The sequence below is a fragment of the Mucilaginibacter sp. P4_E8 genome (assembly GCF_056401495.1).
In genome coordinates this window covers 23,687-40,200 of sequence record NZ_JBFUJG010000014.1, presented here as the reverse complement: position 1 = coordinate 40,200, position 16,514 = coordinate 23,687, and the positions used below count along the sequence as shown (strand labels likewise).

Sequence of the window (16,514 nt, the reverse complement as noted above, 5' to 3'; positions counted from 1 at the left end):
TTGTAGCCAAATAGCTACACGATGAACTTAAGACGAGACGTATTTCAAGCCATAGCCGACCCAACAAGAAGGGCTATACTGCTGTTGGTTGCAGCGCATTCGATGACAGCAGGCGCAATAGCCTCAAACTTTGACACCGCAAGACCAACAGTTTCAAAACACCTTCAAATACTTACCGAGTGCGAATTACTTAAACAAGAGCAAAACGGCAGGGAAATTCACTACCATATTAATGCAAAAAAAATGAAAGAAATAGCAGACTTTATTGAACCATTCCGCGAAATGTGGGATGATAGGTTTAACAAATTGGAATCCATAATGAAAAAATACCAGTCAAAAAAATAACCTGCTATGGAAAGAAAAACAAAGATTAATGCCGAAGAGGGCAAACAGGATTTAGTGATTACAAGGGAATTTGATTTGTCGTTGGAATTACTTTTTAAAGCATATGAAGAGGCCGAAATTGTTGAGCAATGGATGGGAACTAAAGTGCTGAAACTTGAGAATAAACAGCACGGCGGTTACCGGTTTGAAACATCAGATGCTAAAGGAAATGTGGTACTCCGGGCAAATGGGACAATCCATGAGTTTAGCCCGAACCGGAAAATCACCCGGACATTTGAAATGGAGAATACGCCTTTTGGCGTACAGCTGGAGCTGCTTCAATTTGAAAAACTTACTGACGATACCAGCAAACTCAGCATACACGTAATATATGAATCGGCTGCAAAAAGAGACCAGTTGCTGAAGTTGCCTTTTGCTCAGGGCATAAACATGGCGCATAACCGGTTACAAGACATTGCAGGTAAATTAAAATAAGGCATCATTAAAAACAAACTATAACAATGGCACACGTATCAATTTATTTAAATTTTATGGGCAATGCCGAAGAAGCATTTAACCATTACAAAAAGGTTTTCGGAACAGAATTTTCAAATCCGGTAATGCGGTTTAAAGACATGCCGCCTCAGGATGGAGCACCACCATTACCAGAGGCCGACAAAAACAAAGTAATGCATGTTGCGCTACCCATACTTGGCGGCTTACAAATAATGGCAACCGATATGCTGGAAAGCATGGGACAAAAACTGATAGAAGGAAACAATTTTACCATCAGTTTAAACCCAGACACCGGAGAAGAAGCCGACAGATTGTACAAAGAGCTATCGGAAGGCGGAACAGAAGCAGTAGCGCCACATGATGAATTCTGGGGATACTGGGGCACTTGCAAAGACCGCTTTGGCATCCGCTGGATGTTCAATATTATTAAACAGCAGCAATAATCTGTCATTCTCAGTGTCTGCAGGTTTGACCTTGCAGGCACTGATTATAAATCATACAATCTAATAAAAATATTATCTTATGACGAAGAGAAATAAAATTATCTATTGGATCGCTACCATCTGGCTTGCATTAGGAATGCTGTCGACTGGGGTAGTACAATTATTCAGAGCGAAAGCAGGACAGGGAGGGGTAGACAGTATTATACATTTGGGTTACCCAGTTTATTTTCTGACAATAATGGGTATTTGGAAGTTTTTGGGAGTTTTAACAGTACTTATTCCTAAATTTCCTTTACTAAAGGAATGGGCTTATGCAGGCTTTTTCTTTGCTATGACGGGAGCAATATTTTCGCATATCGCAACGGGCGATTCGGTTAATGAAATATTTCCGTCGTTGCTATTGCTGATCCTTACCATAGTATCATGGTATTTCAGGCCTGCCGATAGAAAAGTTATTTTAGCTAATGCAACAATAGTATGAATCCTAATGTTGATAAAAGTTGATAAAATATGAAGAGCAATAAAAAGAAGTTGTCGGCAGAGCAACACGAAGAACTACTCAACACATTGAAAGCCCGTTTTGAGAAAAACATGAACCGCCATAAAGGTATTGAATGGGCTAAAGTACAGGCAAAGCTGGAAGCTAATACTGAAAAACTGCGGTCGCTTGATGAAATGGAAATAACCGGCGGCGAACCGGATGTTGTTGGTTACGATAAAAAAACGGACGAATACATTTTTTATGATTGTTCGGCAGAAAGCCCTAAAGGCCGCAGAAGTGWTTGTTACGACCACGAAGCGCTGGAGGCAAGGAAAGAACATAAACCAGAAAATAGCGCAGTTGAGATGGCAGGTGACATGGGCATCGAGCTTTTAACGGAAGAACAATACCGGGAGCTGCAGAAACTTGGAAATTTCGATTTGAAAACATCAAGCTGGGTAAAAACACCTGCCGATATTAGAAAACTTGGCGGAGCCATTTTTTGTGACCGTCGCTACGATACGGTCTTTTTGTATCACAACGGTGCAGAATCTTACTATGCCGCCAGGGGGTTCCGTGGATCGTTACGGGTCTGAATTTTGCACGCACAGCTAAATAGAATAACATGAATCCAAAGGTTGATTTTTATTTTAATAAAGCCGGTAAGTGGCAGGAAGAATTGGAGCAATTGAGAATAATCATTCTTGATTGCGGGCTCACCGAAGAATTGAAGTGGGGTTGTCCTTGTTACACTTTTCAGGAAAGTAACATCGTTTTAATACATGTATTTAAAGAATACTGCGCGCTTCTGTTTTTCAAAGGTGCTTTGTTAAATAATGCCCATGGTATTCTGATCCAGCAAACGGAAAATGTGCAGGCGGCGCGCCAGATCAGGTTCACCAATGTGCATGAAATAGTGGAGATGAAACCCATCCTGAAAGCCTATATTTTTGAAGCCATTGAGGTTGAAAAAGCCGGTTTGAAAGTGATTCTTAAAAAGACCGCAGAATTCGCCGTTTCCGAAGAGTTTCAACATAAATTAGATAAAATACCTGCCTTGAAAACTGCTTTTGAGGCATTAACACCGGGAAGGCAAAGAGCATACATGCTGCATTTTTCTTCACCCAAACAATCTAAAACCCGAGAGGCAAGGGTTGAAAAGTATATACCGCAAATCCTCAGCGGAAAGGGATTGGATGATCAGTAATTTCTTTAAAACAACGGCCTGCCCTGCATGGCATTGTACAAAAGCAGGGATACCAATACAAAATATACTGCTGCAAAAATGATGACCGCCCGCGCATTTTTAAATCCGGTAAAAAATGCAAATAAGGGCACAATTTGTAAAGCGTGTATACCCATAAAATGAGCTATCCGTAAGTCCCCGGCTATCCGGCTCCAGTTAAAAAAAGGCAGGCCCTGTCCGCCGTCGCTGGCGCCAACAGTGTGCGCCAGCCGGGATGCCATAACACCACCTTCAAAAGCAAAAATGCCAGCCATAATTATCCCTAAACGGATACTCCACAATAAAGCCGCAGGTATTTGCACAGCTTTCACTTTAAAAAACAGGAGCCCAATGTAAAGCGCAAATAGTGTTTGCAAAGCAATAACTATCCCCATCAAACTAAATACCAGGCTGTTATAAAGCCCGGCAACGTTGTAATGTGATAGCTGCCCTCTTGCGGCCTGTGTGGCAATACAAAACATCTCGAATGTGAGGGCAAATACGCTAAAGTTAATGAACCGTTTTCTGATCCGCTCAAAAGGCAGGTATTGCAAAAACAAAGGCCACGTTAAGCTGTAAATAGCTATGGATAAAGCAAACTTCATTGGCTTTATCCATAAATTGATCCCCATCAGCTGCCGCTGATCAAATTGAGAAATGATGAGCAGTAGCGCAAACAATGCAAAATGCGCCAAACCGCAATAATAAAAAGCAGGACTTATATTCCTGATCCGGGTGAATAAGCGTTTCATTTGGTAGTTTTAATTTTAATGATGCTTTGATAAAGCAGGTAGCCGCATGGCCCAAACATAAATGTGAGTACCAGGCAGGGAATTACTAGCCAATGCGAAACCAGCTTTGTTTGTGCCGACCTGATAATGGTAAAACCTATCAGCAGATCGAAAGCCAGGTAATGCACCCAGCCTGCAAGCAACAGGTTGTCATTAGTAAAAAGTATGCGAACCTCCTGCAAGGAGCCAAAGCCGCCGCCATCTATCTTGAAAAAACCGGCGATATAAATACAATAAACCAATGATAACAGTAAGGGCACAATAGCATGATCAATTAACCAATGCGTTACTTTCCATTTTGGAAGTACTATTAATAACAACCACTGCAAAGCAGCCACTGCACCAACGGTCGAAAAAACTTGTTCTGTACCCATATTATTTAATTTGATTATACCTGGTATGCCCGTAAAATGTACAACATAAAACTAGGGAAACCCGCACAGCTACAAAATGTTATGAGGTTAAAAAAGGAAACGGTTTTATTAACTTAAGTTAATTTTTGGTATTGAAAAGCTTAGCCCGGATGCGGCTGAGGCTTTGAGGCTGGATGCCTAAGTATGATGCGATCAAATGCTGGGGTAATCTTTCAAATATATGTGGCTGGGAGCTTAACAATTCAAGGTATCTGTCTTCGGCCGATTGCATCATTAAATTGCGCTTTTGTTTGGCAGCACTAATAAAAAGGCTTTCGGCAATAATGCGCCCAAACTTTTCAAAGCGCTGGCTGTGCTGGTATAAAGCCTGCATATCAGCATAGCTCAAGGTAAACAGCTCACAATCTTCAAGGGCTTCAATAAAATCGGGGGATGGAACCTGCAATAAAAAGCTTTCGTAATCGCCAATCCATTCGCCTTCAAAAGCAAACCCAATGGTGTGGTCGCCCTTTTCGCTCCGCGAAAAATATCTTAATCCTCCTTTATTTACAATGGCCATACCTTTACAAACCTGGCCTTCTTTTAGGTAAAAAGAATATTTTTTTAAAGTTACTGGTTTAAGCCTTTGCATAAACAAAAAAAGCTCCTCATCGGTAAAATCAACAAGGCTACGTAATGATTGCGTGATAACTTCGTACATATTGAATGGGCAGGCAATAGCAGCTATATCAAATATACATGGATAATCGTAAAACCAATTCACGATTTGTGAATTTAGAAATAGACCATTACCTGAGTTTGTGCATGGTCACGCCTTCGGCTTCAGAATGGTTAATACCACCTATCCCTGTATACATGATGTTAATCAAGGCTTTTTATTTGGCACTGGTATCTTATTAAGCAAGGCCTTGGGCGAATATCCGAAGTGGCTTTTAAACGCGTACGAAAAATGGGAAAGATTCTCAAAGCCTGCTTCAACATACACATCAATGGGTTTTCGTTGCTTTTCTGTTAGCTGATAATACGCCAGTTCCAGCCGTTTTTCTGTCAGCCATTTTTGGGGTGTGGTATTAAAGGCCTTTTTAAAATCCCGTCTAAAAGTTGCCAGGCTGCGGCCGGTAAGGTAACCGAACCTATCCAATGTCATGTTGAACATATAATGCCGCTCCATAAAGTCGGTAAGATTTATTTTGCCTGGTTCCTCGAAGTTAGCCAGCAAACCGTCCACACTTTTATCAATTGATCTTAATATGCTGATGGCTTCTTCAATTTTAATAGTGGCTATATCCGGAGGCAGGTTTTCGCCTAAGTCGAAATAGGGAATTAGCGATGCAAGGCAACTTTCCAATAATGGATGCTTTGAAAAACTATACACTTTTTTAAGCGGTTGTACCTTGCCAATAGCTTTATGTCTGGAGTAAAAATCTTTTAACCTTTCTTTGGTGAGATGCATCGCAACAGCCTTGTGTGGGTATCCATCCTTTGGATAATTAATAATTGTAGCCAGTTGGTTACGGGGGATAAGAAAAATATCGCCAGCATTGAAAATAAAGGTTGCATCAGCCTGGATAATTTTCGTTTCGCCCGAAATGAACCAAACCAGCATGTGATGTTCAAACATTACTTCTGTTTTAAAGACCTTACCTTTAAATTCAGAAAGCTTAATGTCAGCGGTAATATATTTTGTTTCAAACTCCATTTATTCAATAGTAAATTTACAAAATAAAACAAGCCGAATAAATGTGTTCGGCTTGTCATAACAAATCTGTATTATCATGTATATCAGTTGGCGGGAAATGGCACACCCGTCATTTCTTCGGTTAATGCCCATAATTTTTTCGCATTTTCAGCATCAACCGAATACGGTTTTACTCCTCTCAGGGATGAAGGATCATCATAATTATGTTCAATATTTCCTTCGTCCAATTCGGCCACATCTGCATTCTCGCAGTAAACACCGCCAATGCCGTTTAACTGAGGACTGGTAGCACACCAAACCGATGTGGCTGCACCCTGCTCTACATTTTTGAGTTTGGCAGCTACTTCTGGTTTTATATTTCCTTTTTCATCATGAGTGCCCATTTGCTGAAATAAAGCCATGGGAGCAACACGCCCCAGGTCGGTACCAATTACTGATCCGGGATGCAAAGAAAAAGCCCGTACACCAAAAGCTTTGCCGCGATAGTCAAGTTCTACCKCGAAAAGATTATTGGCTGTTTTGGATTGTCCGTAACCTTGCAGTGTTTCGTACTCCCGGTTCATGAAATTTGGGTCATCAAAATTAAATGGAGCCATCTGATGACCGAATGAAGATACATTGATCACCCGGGCGCCATTTGCTTTCTTTAACGCCGGCCAAAGTTTTGCCGTTAGTTGAAAATGTCCCAAATGGTTGGTAGCAAGCTGCGATTCATAACCGCGTTTATCGCGCTGCAATGGCACCCACATAATACCGGCATTATTAACAAGGATGTGAAGGGTGTTATTTGCAGCAAGAAATTTATCTGCAAAAGTATTTATAGATTCCGGATCCATAAGGTCCATTTCCTCAATCGTCACATTATTCACATCCTTTAAGTTGTTTGCGGCCTTATGGATATCACGCGCCGGTATGATCACTTTCGCCCCTGCAGCTACAAAAGCTTTCACAGTTTCAAATCCTATACCCGCATACCCTCCGGTAACAATAACTGTTTTACCATGAAGATCAATTCCTTTTATAACATCGTGAACGGTCGACGTTGTGCCAAACCCGGAATTAACAGGTTTCTGTAAAATTCCGTTGTAATTATCTTTCAATTTCATCTTTTAAATTTTTAAAAGACAAAACTAACGACACTATAATAAAGTTACTTTGTTTAAAACGTCAATTTACTTTGTTTAAAACGTCAATTTTCAATCTAAGGTCGAACAGCCCAGGCCAACCCGTCTGCTCCGCGTATAGCGATATGCCCGGTTACTTCTAATGTCTTTAGGTTTATTACAGCCACATAGTTATCGCCGGTGCAGCCAATAAACGCACGTGCTCCATCATCGTCTACCAGGATGCCTGCCGCGCCACGACCAGTATTCAAGCGTTTCAATTCCTTGTGCGATACCGCATCATAAATAAACAGATCGCCGGTTCTCAGGCTCGTAATCAGCACACGCTTGCCATCCGGCGTAAATTTGAGCCGGTTGGCCCCCACAGCCTTCGCGTCAATTTTACCGGTTAACTTTTTGGCGGCGATATCGATGATGGAAATGATCCCTTCGTCAGCACCTGCGGTCCACAATTCACGGCCATCAGGCGATACATCAATCCCCTCAGAACCTTTAGCCACCGGAATAACGGTCTGTGCCCAGTCATGACGCGCCGGAGGCACAACCCCCGTCGGAGAGGTGGCAGGCTTGATCAGGCTATCTGTCAAAATGCTTACTGTTCCTGCCGTAACGTTTGTGGTGTATACCTTTTTCCCATCGCTGGTTACGTAAATCATGTGCGTTCTGGCCTGGCCTGTTCCCATGTTCCAATCGAGTTTACCCGTTGCCGGGTCATAACGGCCAACGGCTTTAGAACCTTCGGCACTAAACCACACCTTACCATCGGCAAACGTTAGCCCATGCGGTCCCATCAGTGGCCTGGTATCAATAGTGGGTAAAGGTTTTTGCGCTACAAGGTCGATCACACTAAGCTCGTGCAAACTCCCACCGCCGTAGATCGAAACATAGGCTGTCTTTCCGTCAGCCGACGCGATAACCTCATGAGGATCGGAACCCACAGGAACACGTGCGAGAACCTTCAGCGTAACCGGGTCAATGATCGCCAGAATATGATCGCTTTTTGAAAGCGCAAGCAGGGAACGCTTTGGTGTTGACTGCGCGGCGCATCCTGTTGCCGCAAAAACTAATGGTATGCATAAAAAGCTCAAAGCAAGTAATTTGATCAAGCTGATTTTTTTAGCTTTAAAGATTTGGTTGTACGAGGCTTTGTCCATATTATTCACAGATTAGAGAAACAGGTAATATTGGTTTATATATAACTACAGAAGCCGATCATAAGCAATGACCATTCTCTAAAACAAATATACTGAACCTCAGCTTGTTTTATCTTTTTTGCATTATTTTACCTCCTGAATACCCCAAAGCTTAATTTGTTTTAGGCCGAATGATTAACCTTTAAGCAGTACCCGATCTTTTAATATTCAACTACTCCTGGTTAAGAGATTTTGCAATGCGAAATCCAAGGTCATCAATTTTAAAGGTTGGGTGGCTACGTCTGCGGTTGGTTGCTATACAGCCCCTTTCTTCATCGCACCAACCCCCACCACGGAAAATTCTATATGAACCATAAACTTCCGTGTCATACAAGTCTGAGCACCACTCCCAAACATTTCCTAACATATCATAAAGTCCCCATTCATTTGGGGCTTTTCTTCCTACTTCCTGCGTTTCATTATTGGAATTTTCTTTATACCAGGCAATATCATCAAGTTCACCGTATCTGATTTTGTTTGTGCCTGCCTGGCAAGCGTATTGCCATTCGGCTTCCGAGGGAAGCCGATAGCCATTAGCCATCGAATCAAATAATACATTATCGTTATTTAGTTCATAGCATGGCTTTAAATCAGCTTTAATAGAGAGTAGATTACAAAAACATAAGGCATCTTTCCACGACACGCCTTCAACAGGCTTTTTCTTGCCTTTGAAAAAGCTGGGACATTCTTGTGTGATTTCAAAATAAAGGTCTTGAGTCACTGGAAATTTTGCAATACTGAATGTTTGTATTTCAACCTCCCAGCTATGTTTTATCCTATCATCTCTTAACGTTATTTTTCCATTTGGAATTTGTATCATTTGGCTGTTAAGTAATTGGGCAATATCAATATTGTTATTTTTTGTTTCCATTAAGTTGATGATTTGTTCACAGCTTCCAATGCTGATTTGACAAAATTAATTTGTCGCCCCCTTTTTGCTTGATTGGGCGGAGACAAAGATTGTCACATTTTTACTTCATTTTACTGATGTTAACAATTTACTAATATCAATGAGGTATGTTGCTTGCCAAAATATATAACTCATTAAAATTTGGTATGACAATCAAAAATAACAAAAAATTGATGCTACTTATGAGCAGGGCCTGTACAGGATTACTGTTGATTACAGCTTGCTGCATCAGCGGTTCTGCATTGGGCCAGTCAGCTCACAAAAATCCCTGGGCTACAAAGGATGTAGGAACGCTGCCACCTATCGCCAGCCTTACTAACGGCGTGTGGCTAAAGGGCGAGCTCCATGTGCACTCCCGGCACAGCACAGAATCATCAAACAATCCTGTTGCAAAAATTATAGCTTTTTCTAATTCTGTAGGTATGGATTATCTCTGCATCACCGACCACGACAACCATGTAGATGGCGATGTTGCGCATAACACCTGGACAGATCCAGAGTTTAAGTCAGATTCTGTATTGTTATTGTATGGTGCAGAATGGACAACAACCCGTGGACATGGCAATGCGTTTTCGGCCAAACCTTATGATCACCAGCGGCTATATGACGTTCGCGATCAGCGCGACGTGGTGGTAGGATCAGTAAAAAAGGAGCTTGGAATTCATCTGTCGGCTAATCACCCCAGCGGAAAAGACCATTTTGGATACTCCTATGATATGGTCAACTCTATCGAAGTATGGAATTCTGCGGTATGGCCTAAAAATGCCAATGCGATCATGATTTGGGACGATATGCTTTCATCGGGCCGCAAGCTGACCGGCAGGGGTGGAAGCGACGCGCACCATGGCGTTCCGGAAACACCAGACAAGGCAACAAGAAACAGCTACCAGGCAAAGGCCAACTATGTGGGCACCCCCACAACCTGGGTGTTTGCTACTGCGCGGACCTCGCAAGCGGTCATAGACGCCCTTACCAACGGACGGGTTTCCATTAGCTCAAACCCATACGCCCCCCGGGTGGAATTCTATGCTGATCTCAATCAGGATGGCAAGATGGACATGATGATGGGCGACAATGCAAAATCAACGGGCAAACCCGTTAAATTCCGTGTTCAATTAACCGGAAATACTGTTCCGGAGGGAGATTATACGGTTAGCGTTGTGAAGAATGGCAATCCATTCGGCACTTTTAAAACCAATGGTAAAACAGCCGCTATCGAATTCACCGATACACCGGCAACACAGGGCCGCACTTACTACCGTGTTGTGGTTGAAGGGCCGCCTACACCTTATCCGCAGGTTCCTGAATCAATGGCACTCAGCGGCAAAATGGTTGGGTTATCAAATCCTATCTGCTTTAATTTCGACCCGAACTTTTGATAGTTTGTTGTCCGGCAATTGCTTAATTAAGGCTTTCCTATAAAACAAAAAATGCCGCTTTATAAGCGGCATTTTTGTTTCAAGTACTGGCCTGTCGAAAATTGAAAATATTATTTATATGGCAGGTCAGCATTGAAAATGTCTATTTGAGCAACTCCATTGTCTAATTAAACTTGTTATTACTACCTCTCCACATCTATTTTGATATAGCTTAGTGTAATAATCAGGCAAAGTCACGAAATTAGAATTAGCTTTATCCTTAACCAGAAACTATCAGTATTTTCATAAACATGATGTATAGTTCAACAACTAAAATTACATATCGGGTATCTCCCTGGCTCATTTGGCTAAGCTCGTTTTTCATGGGTGTATTAGCTTCTGTACCTAAAATTGCCGAGCGGCACTTTAGTGCTTCGGAGGCGTTGGTTAACTCGGGCGTCACATTTTTATTTGCATTATTTGCCTGGTATTACAATATCTATACCCTTCCCGCTTACATTGCACATGATAAAAGCAAAGGGCTTTCCCTGTTCCGGCTTATGCGCAGTTTGCTGCTCGGACTGGCGGTTATGTTCCTGCTGGCTTATGTGCAGCAATTACTGCTCTCCCATTTAGATTTTGGACCAAATATGCTAATGATAGAAGTACGCGGTATACTCATAAACCTCACATTCTATATGTTTCTTCATTTGCTGTACCAAAGTCACCAAAACCAGCAGGTTGGCATAGAGTTGGAACGAACAAAGGCTGACAATCTTGGCGCGCAATACGAAATGCTTAAACAACAGGTAAACCCTCACTTTTTGTTCAATAATATGAACACACTGAAAGCAATGGTTGAAACCAATGATGAACATACGGTTGATTTTATTCTTAAACTATCTGATTTTTATAGATTTACATTAGAAAGCCGCAAGCACGATCTGATTCATATTTCAGAAGAGATTGAAATATTAAACGCTTACATGTTTTTATTGAAAGCGCGGTTTGAGGATGGGATAAATCTTGTAAATACTGTCAAATCCAAGTATAATTCGTCACTTATACCACCATTTACGATACAGCTGCTGATTGAAAATTGTATCAAACATAATATTGTATCCCTTGATCATCCGCTTGAAATTAGACTTTATACCGAGAACGAAAAAATAATTGTCGAAAACCCGATACAGCTTAAAAAAAGCCAGGAGTTTTCGACCAAAGTAGGTCTTGAAAACATCAATCAGCGCTATATTCACCTGTTAAATCAGAAAATTGATATTGAGGCTAACGAAAAGATATTTAAAGTAAAACTTCCTGTAATCTATGAATATTATAATCATTGAAGACGAGATCAAGGCCGCTAAATCACTGGCTGCCATGATAACAGAAATTAAGCCGGCCGCTAAAATCTTAGCACAAATTCAAAGTATTGAACGTGCGGTAAGTTATTTTTCTGAAAACGAACAGCCCGACCTGATTTTCATGGATGTTCAATTAGCCGATGGGATATGTTTTGAAATTTTCAAGGCGGTTAAAATTACCTGCCCGGTTATTTTTTGTACCGCTTTTGATGAATATTCATTGGAGGCCTTCAAATCAAATGGGATTGATTACGTGGTTAAGCCCATTTCAAAAGAAAATATTGTAACTGCTTTTAAAAAGGTTGACGAGCTTAAAAACTTTTTTCAGCAAAGCCTCACCCCAAATATCAGCGACCTGCTGGCAAAATTAGGCAACCCGGAGGGAAAAAAAAGCTTTTTGGTTTCTAAGCTCAATAAATATATAACGGTACCAACTGATAATATTGCTTTTTTTTATATCAGGAACGAAACAACTACAATCATGAGTTTTGATCAGCAGGAATATGCTGTCGCTCAATCTATGGATCATGTACACAGCCTTCTTTCACCAAACCAGTTTTACAGGTTAAACAGGCAATACCTCATAAACTTTGCAGCTGTAAAGGAAATAGAACGGTATTTCGCCCGCAAACTGTTCGTAAGGCTGGTTATCCCCACACCCGATAAATTATTGGTTAACAAGGAAAAAATAAACAGCTTTTTAAGCTGGCTTGAAAACCGTTAATCTTGCACATAGCGCGGGAACAGATTTTGCGAAGCGTTCATAAAATCTGTTCTCTGCTTACTCCATGGGCCGCGTAATCCGCGCGAAATGCCTTCCTCAAATCCCTTTTTGTATGCCGATGTATTGCGCTATTACAGGAGCGGCAAACAAGCCTCCGGCCTATTGATTGCGCCTGTTTATTGGCAGCACTTACAAAGCGCACTTTAAACGTCTTCATCAATACGTCTTCGGGATTAAAAAGGTCTAACTCACCCTAAATTATGCCTAACTGGACCAGTTTTAACTAACGGGTCGCGCGCTTTTGAGATAATTTTGAGTAACAAACAAGAAAAAATTATGAAAAATATTAAAATCTGGGGACTAACCACAAGCTTTATTATCAGTGCGTTATCCCTTGCAGCATTTATAGGCATTGATAAAACACCAGCTAAAAAAGCTACTGCTAAAGTTGATGGAAAAGGTTTCGCGGTATTAGAGTTATTTACATCTGAAGGTTGTTCAAGCTGTCCTCCTGCCGACGAGCTGCTGGCAAAAATACAGCAAGAGGCACAAGGCAAGGATGTTTATTTATTGGCTTATCATGTTGATTATTGGAACCGCCAGGGCTGGAAAGATGTTTTTAGCAGCGCCGATTTTTCAAACAGGCAAATTCAGTACGGACGCTGGTTTGGCGGATCACAGATTTATACACCGCAGGTTGTTGTAAACGGAAAAGCCGAATTTGTAGGGTCGGATGAGTCAGCACTTCGTAATGCCATCTCGGGCGAGCTGACAACTAAACCAAATGCAACCCTGGCACTCCAGGCTCACCAGGACGGAGAAAAGCTCGTGGTACAATACCAGTCTGCCGGGGCGCTCAAGGGTAGTGATTTCCTAATTGCCATAGTACAAAAAACAGCCCAAAGCAAAGTAGAGAGCGGCGAAAACGCCGGACGCACACTATCACATGTACAGATCGTTCGCAAACTACAAAGTGATGCGTTAAATGCTACAGGAAATGGTAGCAGTACAATCACATTACCAAAGGGTTTCAATGCTCAAAACTGGGAAGTATTAGGTATGGTACAGGATCAGACCAGGGGCGAAATTTTAGCGGTTGCCAAAGCCGACCTGAACACCAGTGCTCTAAAATAAAATTAACATCATGAACAAACTTAGCAAGTACGGGCAGAACAGGTTAATTATCGGATTAATATCCTTAATGTCCATGTCATTTCTTACCAGTGCGCCTTTTGAAAGCAATCCACAAGCTTGCGGGATGATAAGCTCTGCAGGAAAAAAGAATAAGGATGCATACCCGGCAGAGGATGATGAAAAGTTTCTGCAGAATTAATAACAAGGCATTAATTAAACAATAACCATTTGTAATTACCATCATGAAAAAACTGTTTTTAATTGCAATAGCATCATTTTTAGGAGCTGGAGCTTATGCTCAGACCGAAACACCAGTGAAATGGTATTCTAATAACACCAGGACACTAAATTGCACAGAAGAAGCTGTATCTTTAAATATATCTATACGATCTGGCTGGCACATCAATTCACTTCATGTTGGTAATACTGCGCCTTATAAAACCTCATTTGAGCTTTCACAACCAAACCAATACAGAACAAAGGGCACTGTTATAGAGCCGGCCTCGTTTTCTAAATTCGAAAACGCGTTCAACTCCACCGTTACTTATTTTGAAGGACAAGCAGTCTTAAAACCTGGGATAACATGGAAATCGCCAAAAGCGATCAATGTGTCTGATAAGCTTAATTACATACCCTGGGACAATAAAAAACTACCACCACCACCAACTATTGACTTCATAATTCCTGCAGACAAATAACTTCCTTTAAAAAACAAGAAGGAATTATCTCTATCTCCATAAATGAATTCCATTTCAGCTAAAAATGAAATTCAGTGGTCAACATGGCAATAGGTATAGTTTTAATAATTCATATAAATAACCATCACACGCACTTAAACGAATCAACTTAAAAACAATGAAAAAGAACAAACACATGCTTGTCAGTAAATTTATTACTGGAGCACTTATCCTGCTAACCGGTTCCAGTTTTGCCCAAACCACTCCTGCTGCCGGCAGCCAGGCATCTGATGCCATCCGTCCCTTCCACGTCAACATTCCCGAAGCGGCCCTGAGTGATCTTCGCCAGCGTGTGCTGGCAACAAGGTGGCCCGACAAAGAAACTGTTACCGACCGCTCACAGGGTGTAAAGCTGGATCAGATTCAAAACCTTGTAAAATATTGGGGCACTGACTATGACTGGCGTAAAGCGGAGGCCAGGTTAAATGCTTTACCGCAGTTTGTAACTAATATAGATGGGCTCGACATTCATTTCCTGCACATCCGCTCCAAAAATCCAAAAGCCCTGCCAATCATCATCACCCACGGCTGGCCAGGCTCTGTATTTGAGCTTCTGAAAATCGTTGGCCCGCTTACCGATCCTGAAGCTTATGGTGGCCGCGCGGAAGATGCCTTTGATGTGGTGATACCGTCGATGCCAGGTTATGGTTTTTCAGAAAAACCAAAGGCTACCGGCTGGGGTCCTGACCGCATTGGCCGCGCCTGGGATGTGCTGATGAAACGCCTTGGATATACACATTATGTATCACAGGGTGGCGACTGGGGTTCGGTAGTTGCAGATGCGATGGCCCGTCAAAAACCTGCAGGTTTATTAGGTATCCACGTTAATATGCCAGCAACAGTACCCGCAGACATAGCGAAGGCGCTTAACAGTGGTGCCCCCGCACCGGCAGGGCTGTCTGATAAGGAAAAAGCTGCCTATAAGTCACTTAATTACTTATACACCCGAGGCGCTGGTTATGCCGGCATAATGGTGACCCGCCCGCAAACACTGGGTTACAGTTTGGCAGACTCACCTGTTGGCCTTGCTTCATTTTTCTTAGACAAATTCAACGACTGGACCTATAGCGGAGGGAACGCCGAGAAAGTACTTACAAAAGATGAGATACTGGATGATATCACGCTTTACTGGTTAACCAATACCGGAGCTTCTTCAGCACAGCTTTACTGGGAAAATAACAACAACAACTTTAACGTTGTGGAGCAAAGAACAGCTGAGATCTCGATCCCTGTTGCTGTAACCGTGTTTCCTGGTGAGATCTATCAGGCGCCTAAAAGCTGGACCGAACGTGCTTATCGTAAGCTTATTTATTTCCACGAGGCAAACAATGGTGGTCATTTCGCCCAATGGGAACAACCACAAATTTTTGCCGAAGAGCTTCGCGCGGCATTCAAAACACTACGCTAACCAGAGCAGGGCTTTAAACCGTATCCTGGGTTTAAAAGAAAATGTAAAACATGATTTAACCGGCGTATTAGTCAGGTTAAAAAATGTCTAACTCAGGATCAACATCGTCCACTTGACATATTTAGTGATTGGACAAAGCCCAATGTGAGGGTACATTTGACTAACAATTTAAACAATTAAAAATTAAAATAATGGAAAATAACAAAATCGGAGATTCAATAGAAATCACCATACCACAAATTGAAAAAGTATTATACACAGGTAAAACTCATACCACAGGTGGCCGTGACGGCGGCTCATCACGCAGCTCTGATAACCATCTGGACATTAAACTTTCAACTCCAGGCACCTCTGGAACCGGCACCAATCCAGAACAACTGTTTGCCGCTGGCTGGTCAGCCTGTTTTATYGGTGCAATGAAGATAGCAGCCGGTAAAATGAAAGTAAGGTTCCCTGCTGATGGTGCAGTTGACGCCGAAGTGGACCTGGGCCAAATAGGTGAAGGTTACTTCCTCCAGGCTCGCCTAAACGTTAGCCTGCCAGGTTTGGAACCTGAGGTAGCAAAGGCCTTGACAGAAGCTGCCCACCAAACCTGTCCATATTCTAAATCTACACGCGGTAACATCAACGTTGAAATTAACCTGATCTAAGCCCAAAATAGCCTGCCCTGGTTTCCCCGGGCAGGCTATTTTATGATCAGGGAGAGTGT

General features: G+C 42.0%; 21 protein-coding genes. 14 read left to right on the top strand and 7 right to left on the bottom strand.

Annotated features, from left to right (window positions below; translation table 11 throughout):
- Window positions 1-21 precede the first annotated feature (21 nt).
- The 6 genes from AC1DRQ_RS08635 to AC1DRQ_RS08610 all read left to right on the top strand — a co-directional run bounded on the left by AC1DRQ_RS08635 (window position 22) and on the right by AC1DRQ_RS08610 (window position 2,971).
- Window positions 22-345, top strand: coding sequence for an ArsR/SmtB family transcription factor (locus AC1DRQ_RS08635; RefSeq protein ID WP_477423652.1), 324 nt, complete (start codon window positions 22-24; stop codon window positions 343-345).
- A 6-nt stretch (window positions 346-351) separates the two neighbouring features.
- A complete protein-coding gene (locus AC1DRQ_RS08630; RefSeq protein WP_477423651.1) occupies window positions 352-819 on the top strand; it encodes an SRPBCC family protein in 468 nt (155 codons plus the stop codon).
- A 26-nt stretch (window positions 820-845) separates the two neighbouring features.
- Window positions 846-1,283, top strand: coding sequence for a VOC family protein (locus AC1DRQ_RS08625; protein ID WP_477423649.1), 438 nt, complete (start codon window positions 846-848; stop codon window positions 1,281-1,283).
- A 79-nt stretch (window positions 1,284-1,362) separates the two neighbouring features.
- Window positions 1,363-1,764, top strand: a complete 402-nt coding sequence (locus AC1DRQ_RS08620; RefSeq protein ID WP_477423647.1) for a DoxX family protein — start codon at window positions 1,363-1,365, stop codon at window positions 1,762-1,764.
- Window positions 1,765-1,793: 29 nt separating this feature from the next.
- A complete protein-coding gene (locus tag AC1DRQ_RS08615) occupies window positions 1,794-2,360 on the top strand; it encodes a DUF4256 domain-containing protein (RefSeq protein ID WP_477423645.1) in 567 nt (188 codons plus the stop codon).
- A gap of 29 nt (window positions 2,361-2,389) precedes the next feature.
- Entirely contained in the window at window positions 2,390-2,971 is a 582-nt protein-coding gene (locus tag AC1DRQ_RS08610) for a YdeI/OmpD-associated family protein (protein WP_477423643.1), read from the top strand.
- A gap of 5 nt (window positions 2,972-2,976) precedes the next feature.
- Here the strand turns inward: AC1DRQ_RS08610 and AC1DRQ_RS08605 are convergent, their stop codons facing one another.
- The 7 genes from AC1DRQ_RS08605 to AC1DRQ_RS08575 all read right to left on the bottom strand — a co-directional run bounded on the left by AC1DRQ_RS08605 (window position 2,977) and on the right by AC1DRQ_RS08575 (window position 9,041).
- Window positions 2,977-3,741, bottom strand: coding sequence for a hypothetical protein (locus tag AC1DRQ_RS08605; RefSeq protein ID WP_477423641.1), 765 nt, complete (start codon window positions 3,739-3,741; stop codon window positions 2,977-2,979).
- The gene (locus tag AC1DRQ_RS08600) at window positions 3,738-4,154 is read right to left on the bottom strand and encodes an ABA4-like family protein (protein ID WP_477423639.1); all 417 of its coding nucleotides are present in this window, start codon (window positions 4,152-4,154) and stop codon (window positions 3,738-3,740) included. The genes AC1DRQ_RS08605 and AC1DRQ_RS08600 overlap by 4 nt, the downstream gene beginning before the upstream one ends.
- Window positions 4,155-4,272: 118 nt before the next feature.
- The gene (locus AC1DRQ_RS08595; RefSeq protein ID WP_477423637.1) at window positions 4,273-4,917 is read right to left on the bottom strand and encodes a Crp/Fnr family transcriptional regulator; all 645 of its coding nucleotides are present in this window, start codon (window positions 4,915-4,917) and stop codon (window positions 4,273-4,275) included.
- A gap of 102 nt (window positions 4,918-5,019) precedes the next feature.
- On the bottom strand, window positions 5,020-5,853 hold the full coding sequence (locus tag AC1DRQ_RS08590) for an AraC family transcriptional regulator (protein WP_477423635.1): 834 nt from the start codon (window positions 5,851-5,853) through the stop codon (window positions 5,020-5,022).
- A gap of 83 nt (window positions 5,854-5,936) precedes the next feature.
- Complete coding sequence (locus tag AC1DRQ_RS08585; protein ID WP_477423633.1) at window positions 5,937-6,959, bottom strand: SDR family NAD(P)-dependent oxidoreductase; 1,023 nt, start codon at window positions 6,957-6,959, stop codon at window positions 5,937-5,939.
- A gap of 95 nt (window positions 6,960-7,054) precedes the next feature.
- Window positions 7,055-8,083 carry a YncE family protein gene (locus AC1DRQ_RS08580; protein WP_477423631.1) on the bottom strand — a complete coding sequence of 343 codons (1,029 nt, stop codon included), beginning with the start codon at window positions 8,081-8,083 and terminating at the stop codon, window positions 7,055-7,057.
- A 259-nt stretch (window positions 8,084-8,342) separates the two neighbouring features.
- On the bottom strand, window positions 8,343-9,041 hold the full coding sequence (locus AC1DRQ_RS08575) for a formylglycine-generating enzyme family protein (RefSeq protein ID WP_477423629.1): 699 nt from the start codon (window positions 9,039-9,041) through the stop codon (window positions 8,343-8,345).
- A gap of 212 nt (window positions 9,042-9,253) precedes the next feature.
- Here AC1DRQ_RS08575 and AC1DRQ_RS08570 point away from each other — a divergent pair, with 212 nt between their 5' ends.
- From AC1DRQ_RS08570 to AC1DRQ_RS08535, 8 genes are all read left to right on the top strand, one after another.
- On the top strand, window positions 9,254-10,459 hold the full coding sequence (locus AC1DRQ_RS08570; protein ID WP_477423740.1) for a CehA/McbA family metallohydrolase: 1,206 nt from the start codon (window positions 9,254-9,256) through the stop codon (window positions 10,457-10,459).
- A 362-nt stretch (window positions 10,460-10,821) separates the two neighbouring features.
- Window positions 10,822-11,784 carry a sensor histidine kinase gene (locus tag AC1DRQ_RS08565; protein ID WP_477423627.1) on the top strand — a complete coding sequence of 321 codons (963 nt, stop codon included), beginning with the start codon at window positions 10,822-10,824 and terminating at the stop codon, window positions 11,782-11,784.
- Window positions 11,765-12,526 carry a LytR/AlgR family response regulator transcription factor gene (locus tag AC1DRQ_RS08560; protein ID WP_429400063.1) on the top strand — a complete coding sequence of 254 codons (762 nt, stop codon included), beginning with the start codon at window positions 11,765-11,767 and terminating at the stop codon, window positions 12,524-12,526. The genes AC1DRQ_RS08565 and AC1DRQ_RS08560 overlap by 20 nt, the downstream gene beginning before the upstream one ends.
- A 336-nt stretch (window positions 12,527-12,862) precedes the next feature.
- Complete coding sequence (locus AC1DRQ_RS08555) at window positions 12,863-13,660, top strand: DUF1223 domain-containing protein (RefSeq protein WP_477423624.1); 798 nt, start codon at window positions 12,863-12,865, stop codon at window positions 13,658-13,660.
- Window positions 13,661-13,670: 10 nt separating this feature from the next.
- Window positions 13,671-13,859 carry a hypothetical protein gene (locus AC1DRQ_RS08550; RefSeq protein ID WP_477423622.1) on the top strand — a complete coding sequence of 63 codons (189 nt, stop codon included), beginning with the start codon at window positions 13,671-13,673 and terminating at the stop codon, window positions 13,857-13,859.
- 43 nt (window positions 13,860-13,902) lie between these two features.
- Complete coding sequence (locus AC1DRQ_RS08545) at window positions 13,903-14,358, top strand: hypothetical protein (RefSeq protein ID WP_477423620.1); 456 nt, start codon at window positions 13,903-13,905, stop codon at window positions 14,356-14,358.
- 157 nt (window positions 14,359-14,515) lie between these two features.
- On the top strand, window positions 14,516-15,805 hold the full coding sequence (locus AC1DRQ_RS08540; RefSeq protein WP_477423618.1) for an epoxide hydrolase family protein: 1,290 nt from the start codon (window positions 14,516-14,518) through the stop codon (window positions 15,803-15,805).
- A gap of 191 nt (window positions 15,806-15,996) precedes the next feature.
- Window positions 15,997-16,455, top strand: a complete 459-nt coding sequence (locus AC1DRQ_RS08535; RefSeq protein ID WP_477423616.1) for an organic hydroperoxide resistance protein — start codon at window positions 15,997-15,999, stop codon at window positions 16,453-16,455.
- Window positions 16,456-16,514 lie beyond the last annotated feature (59 nt).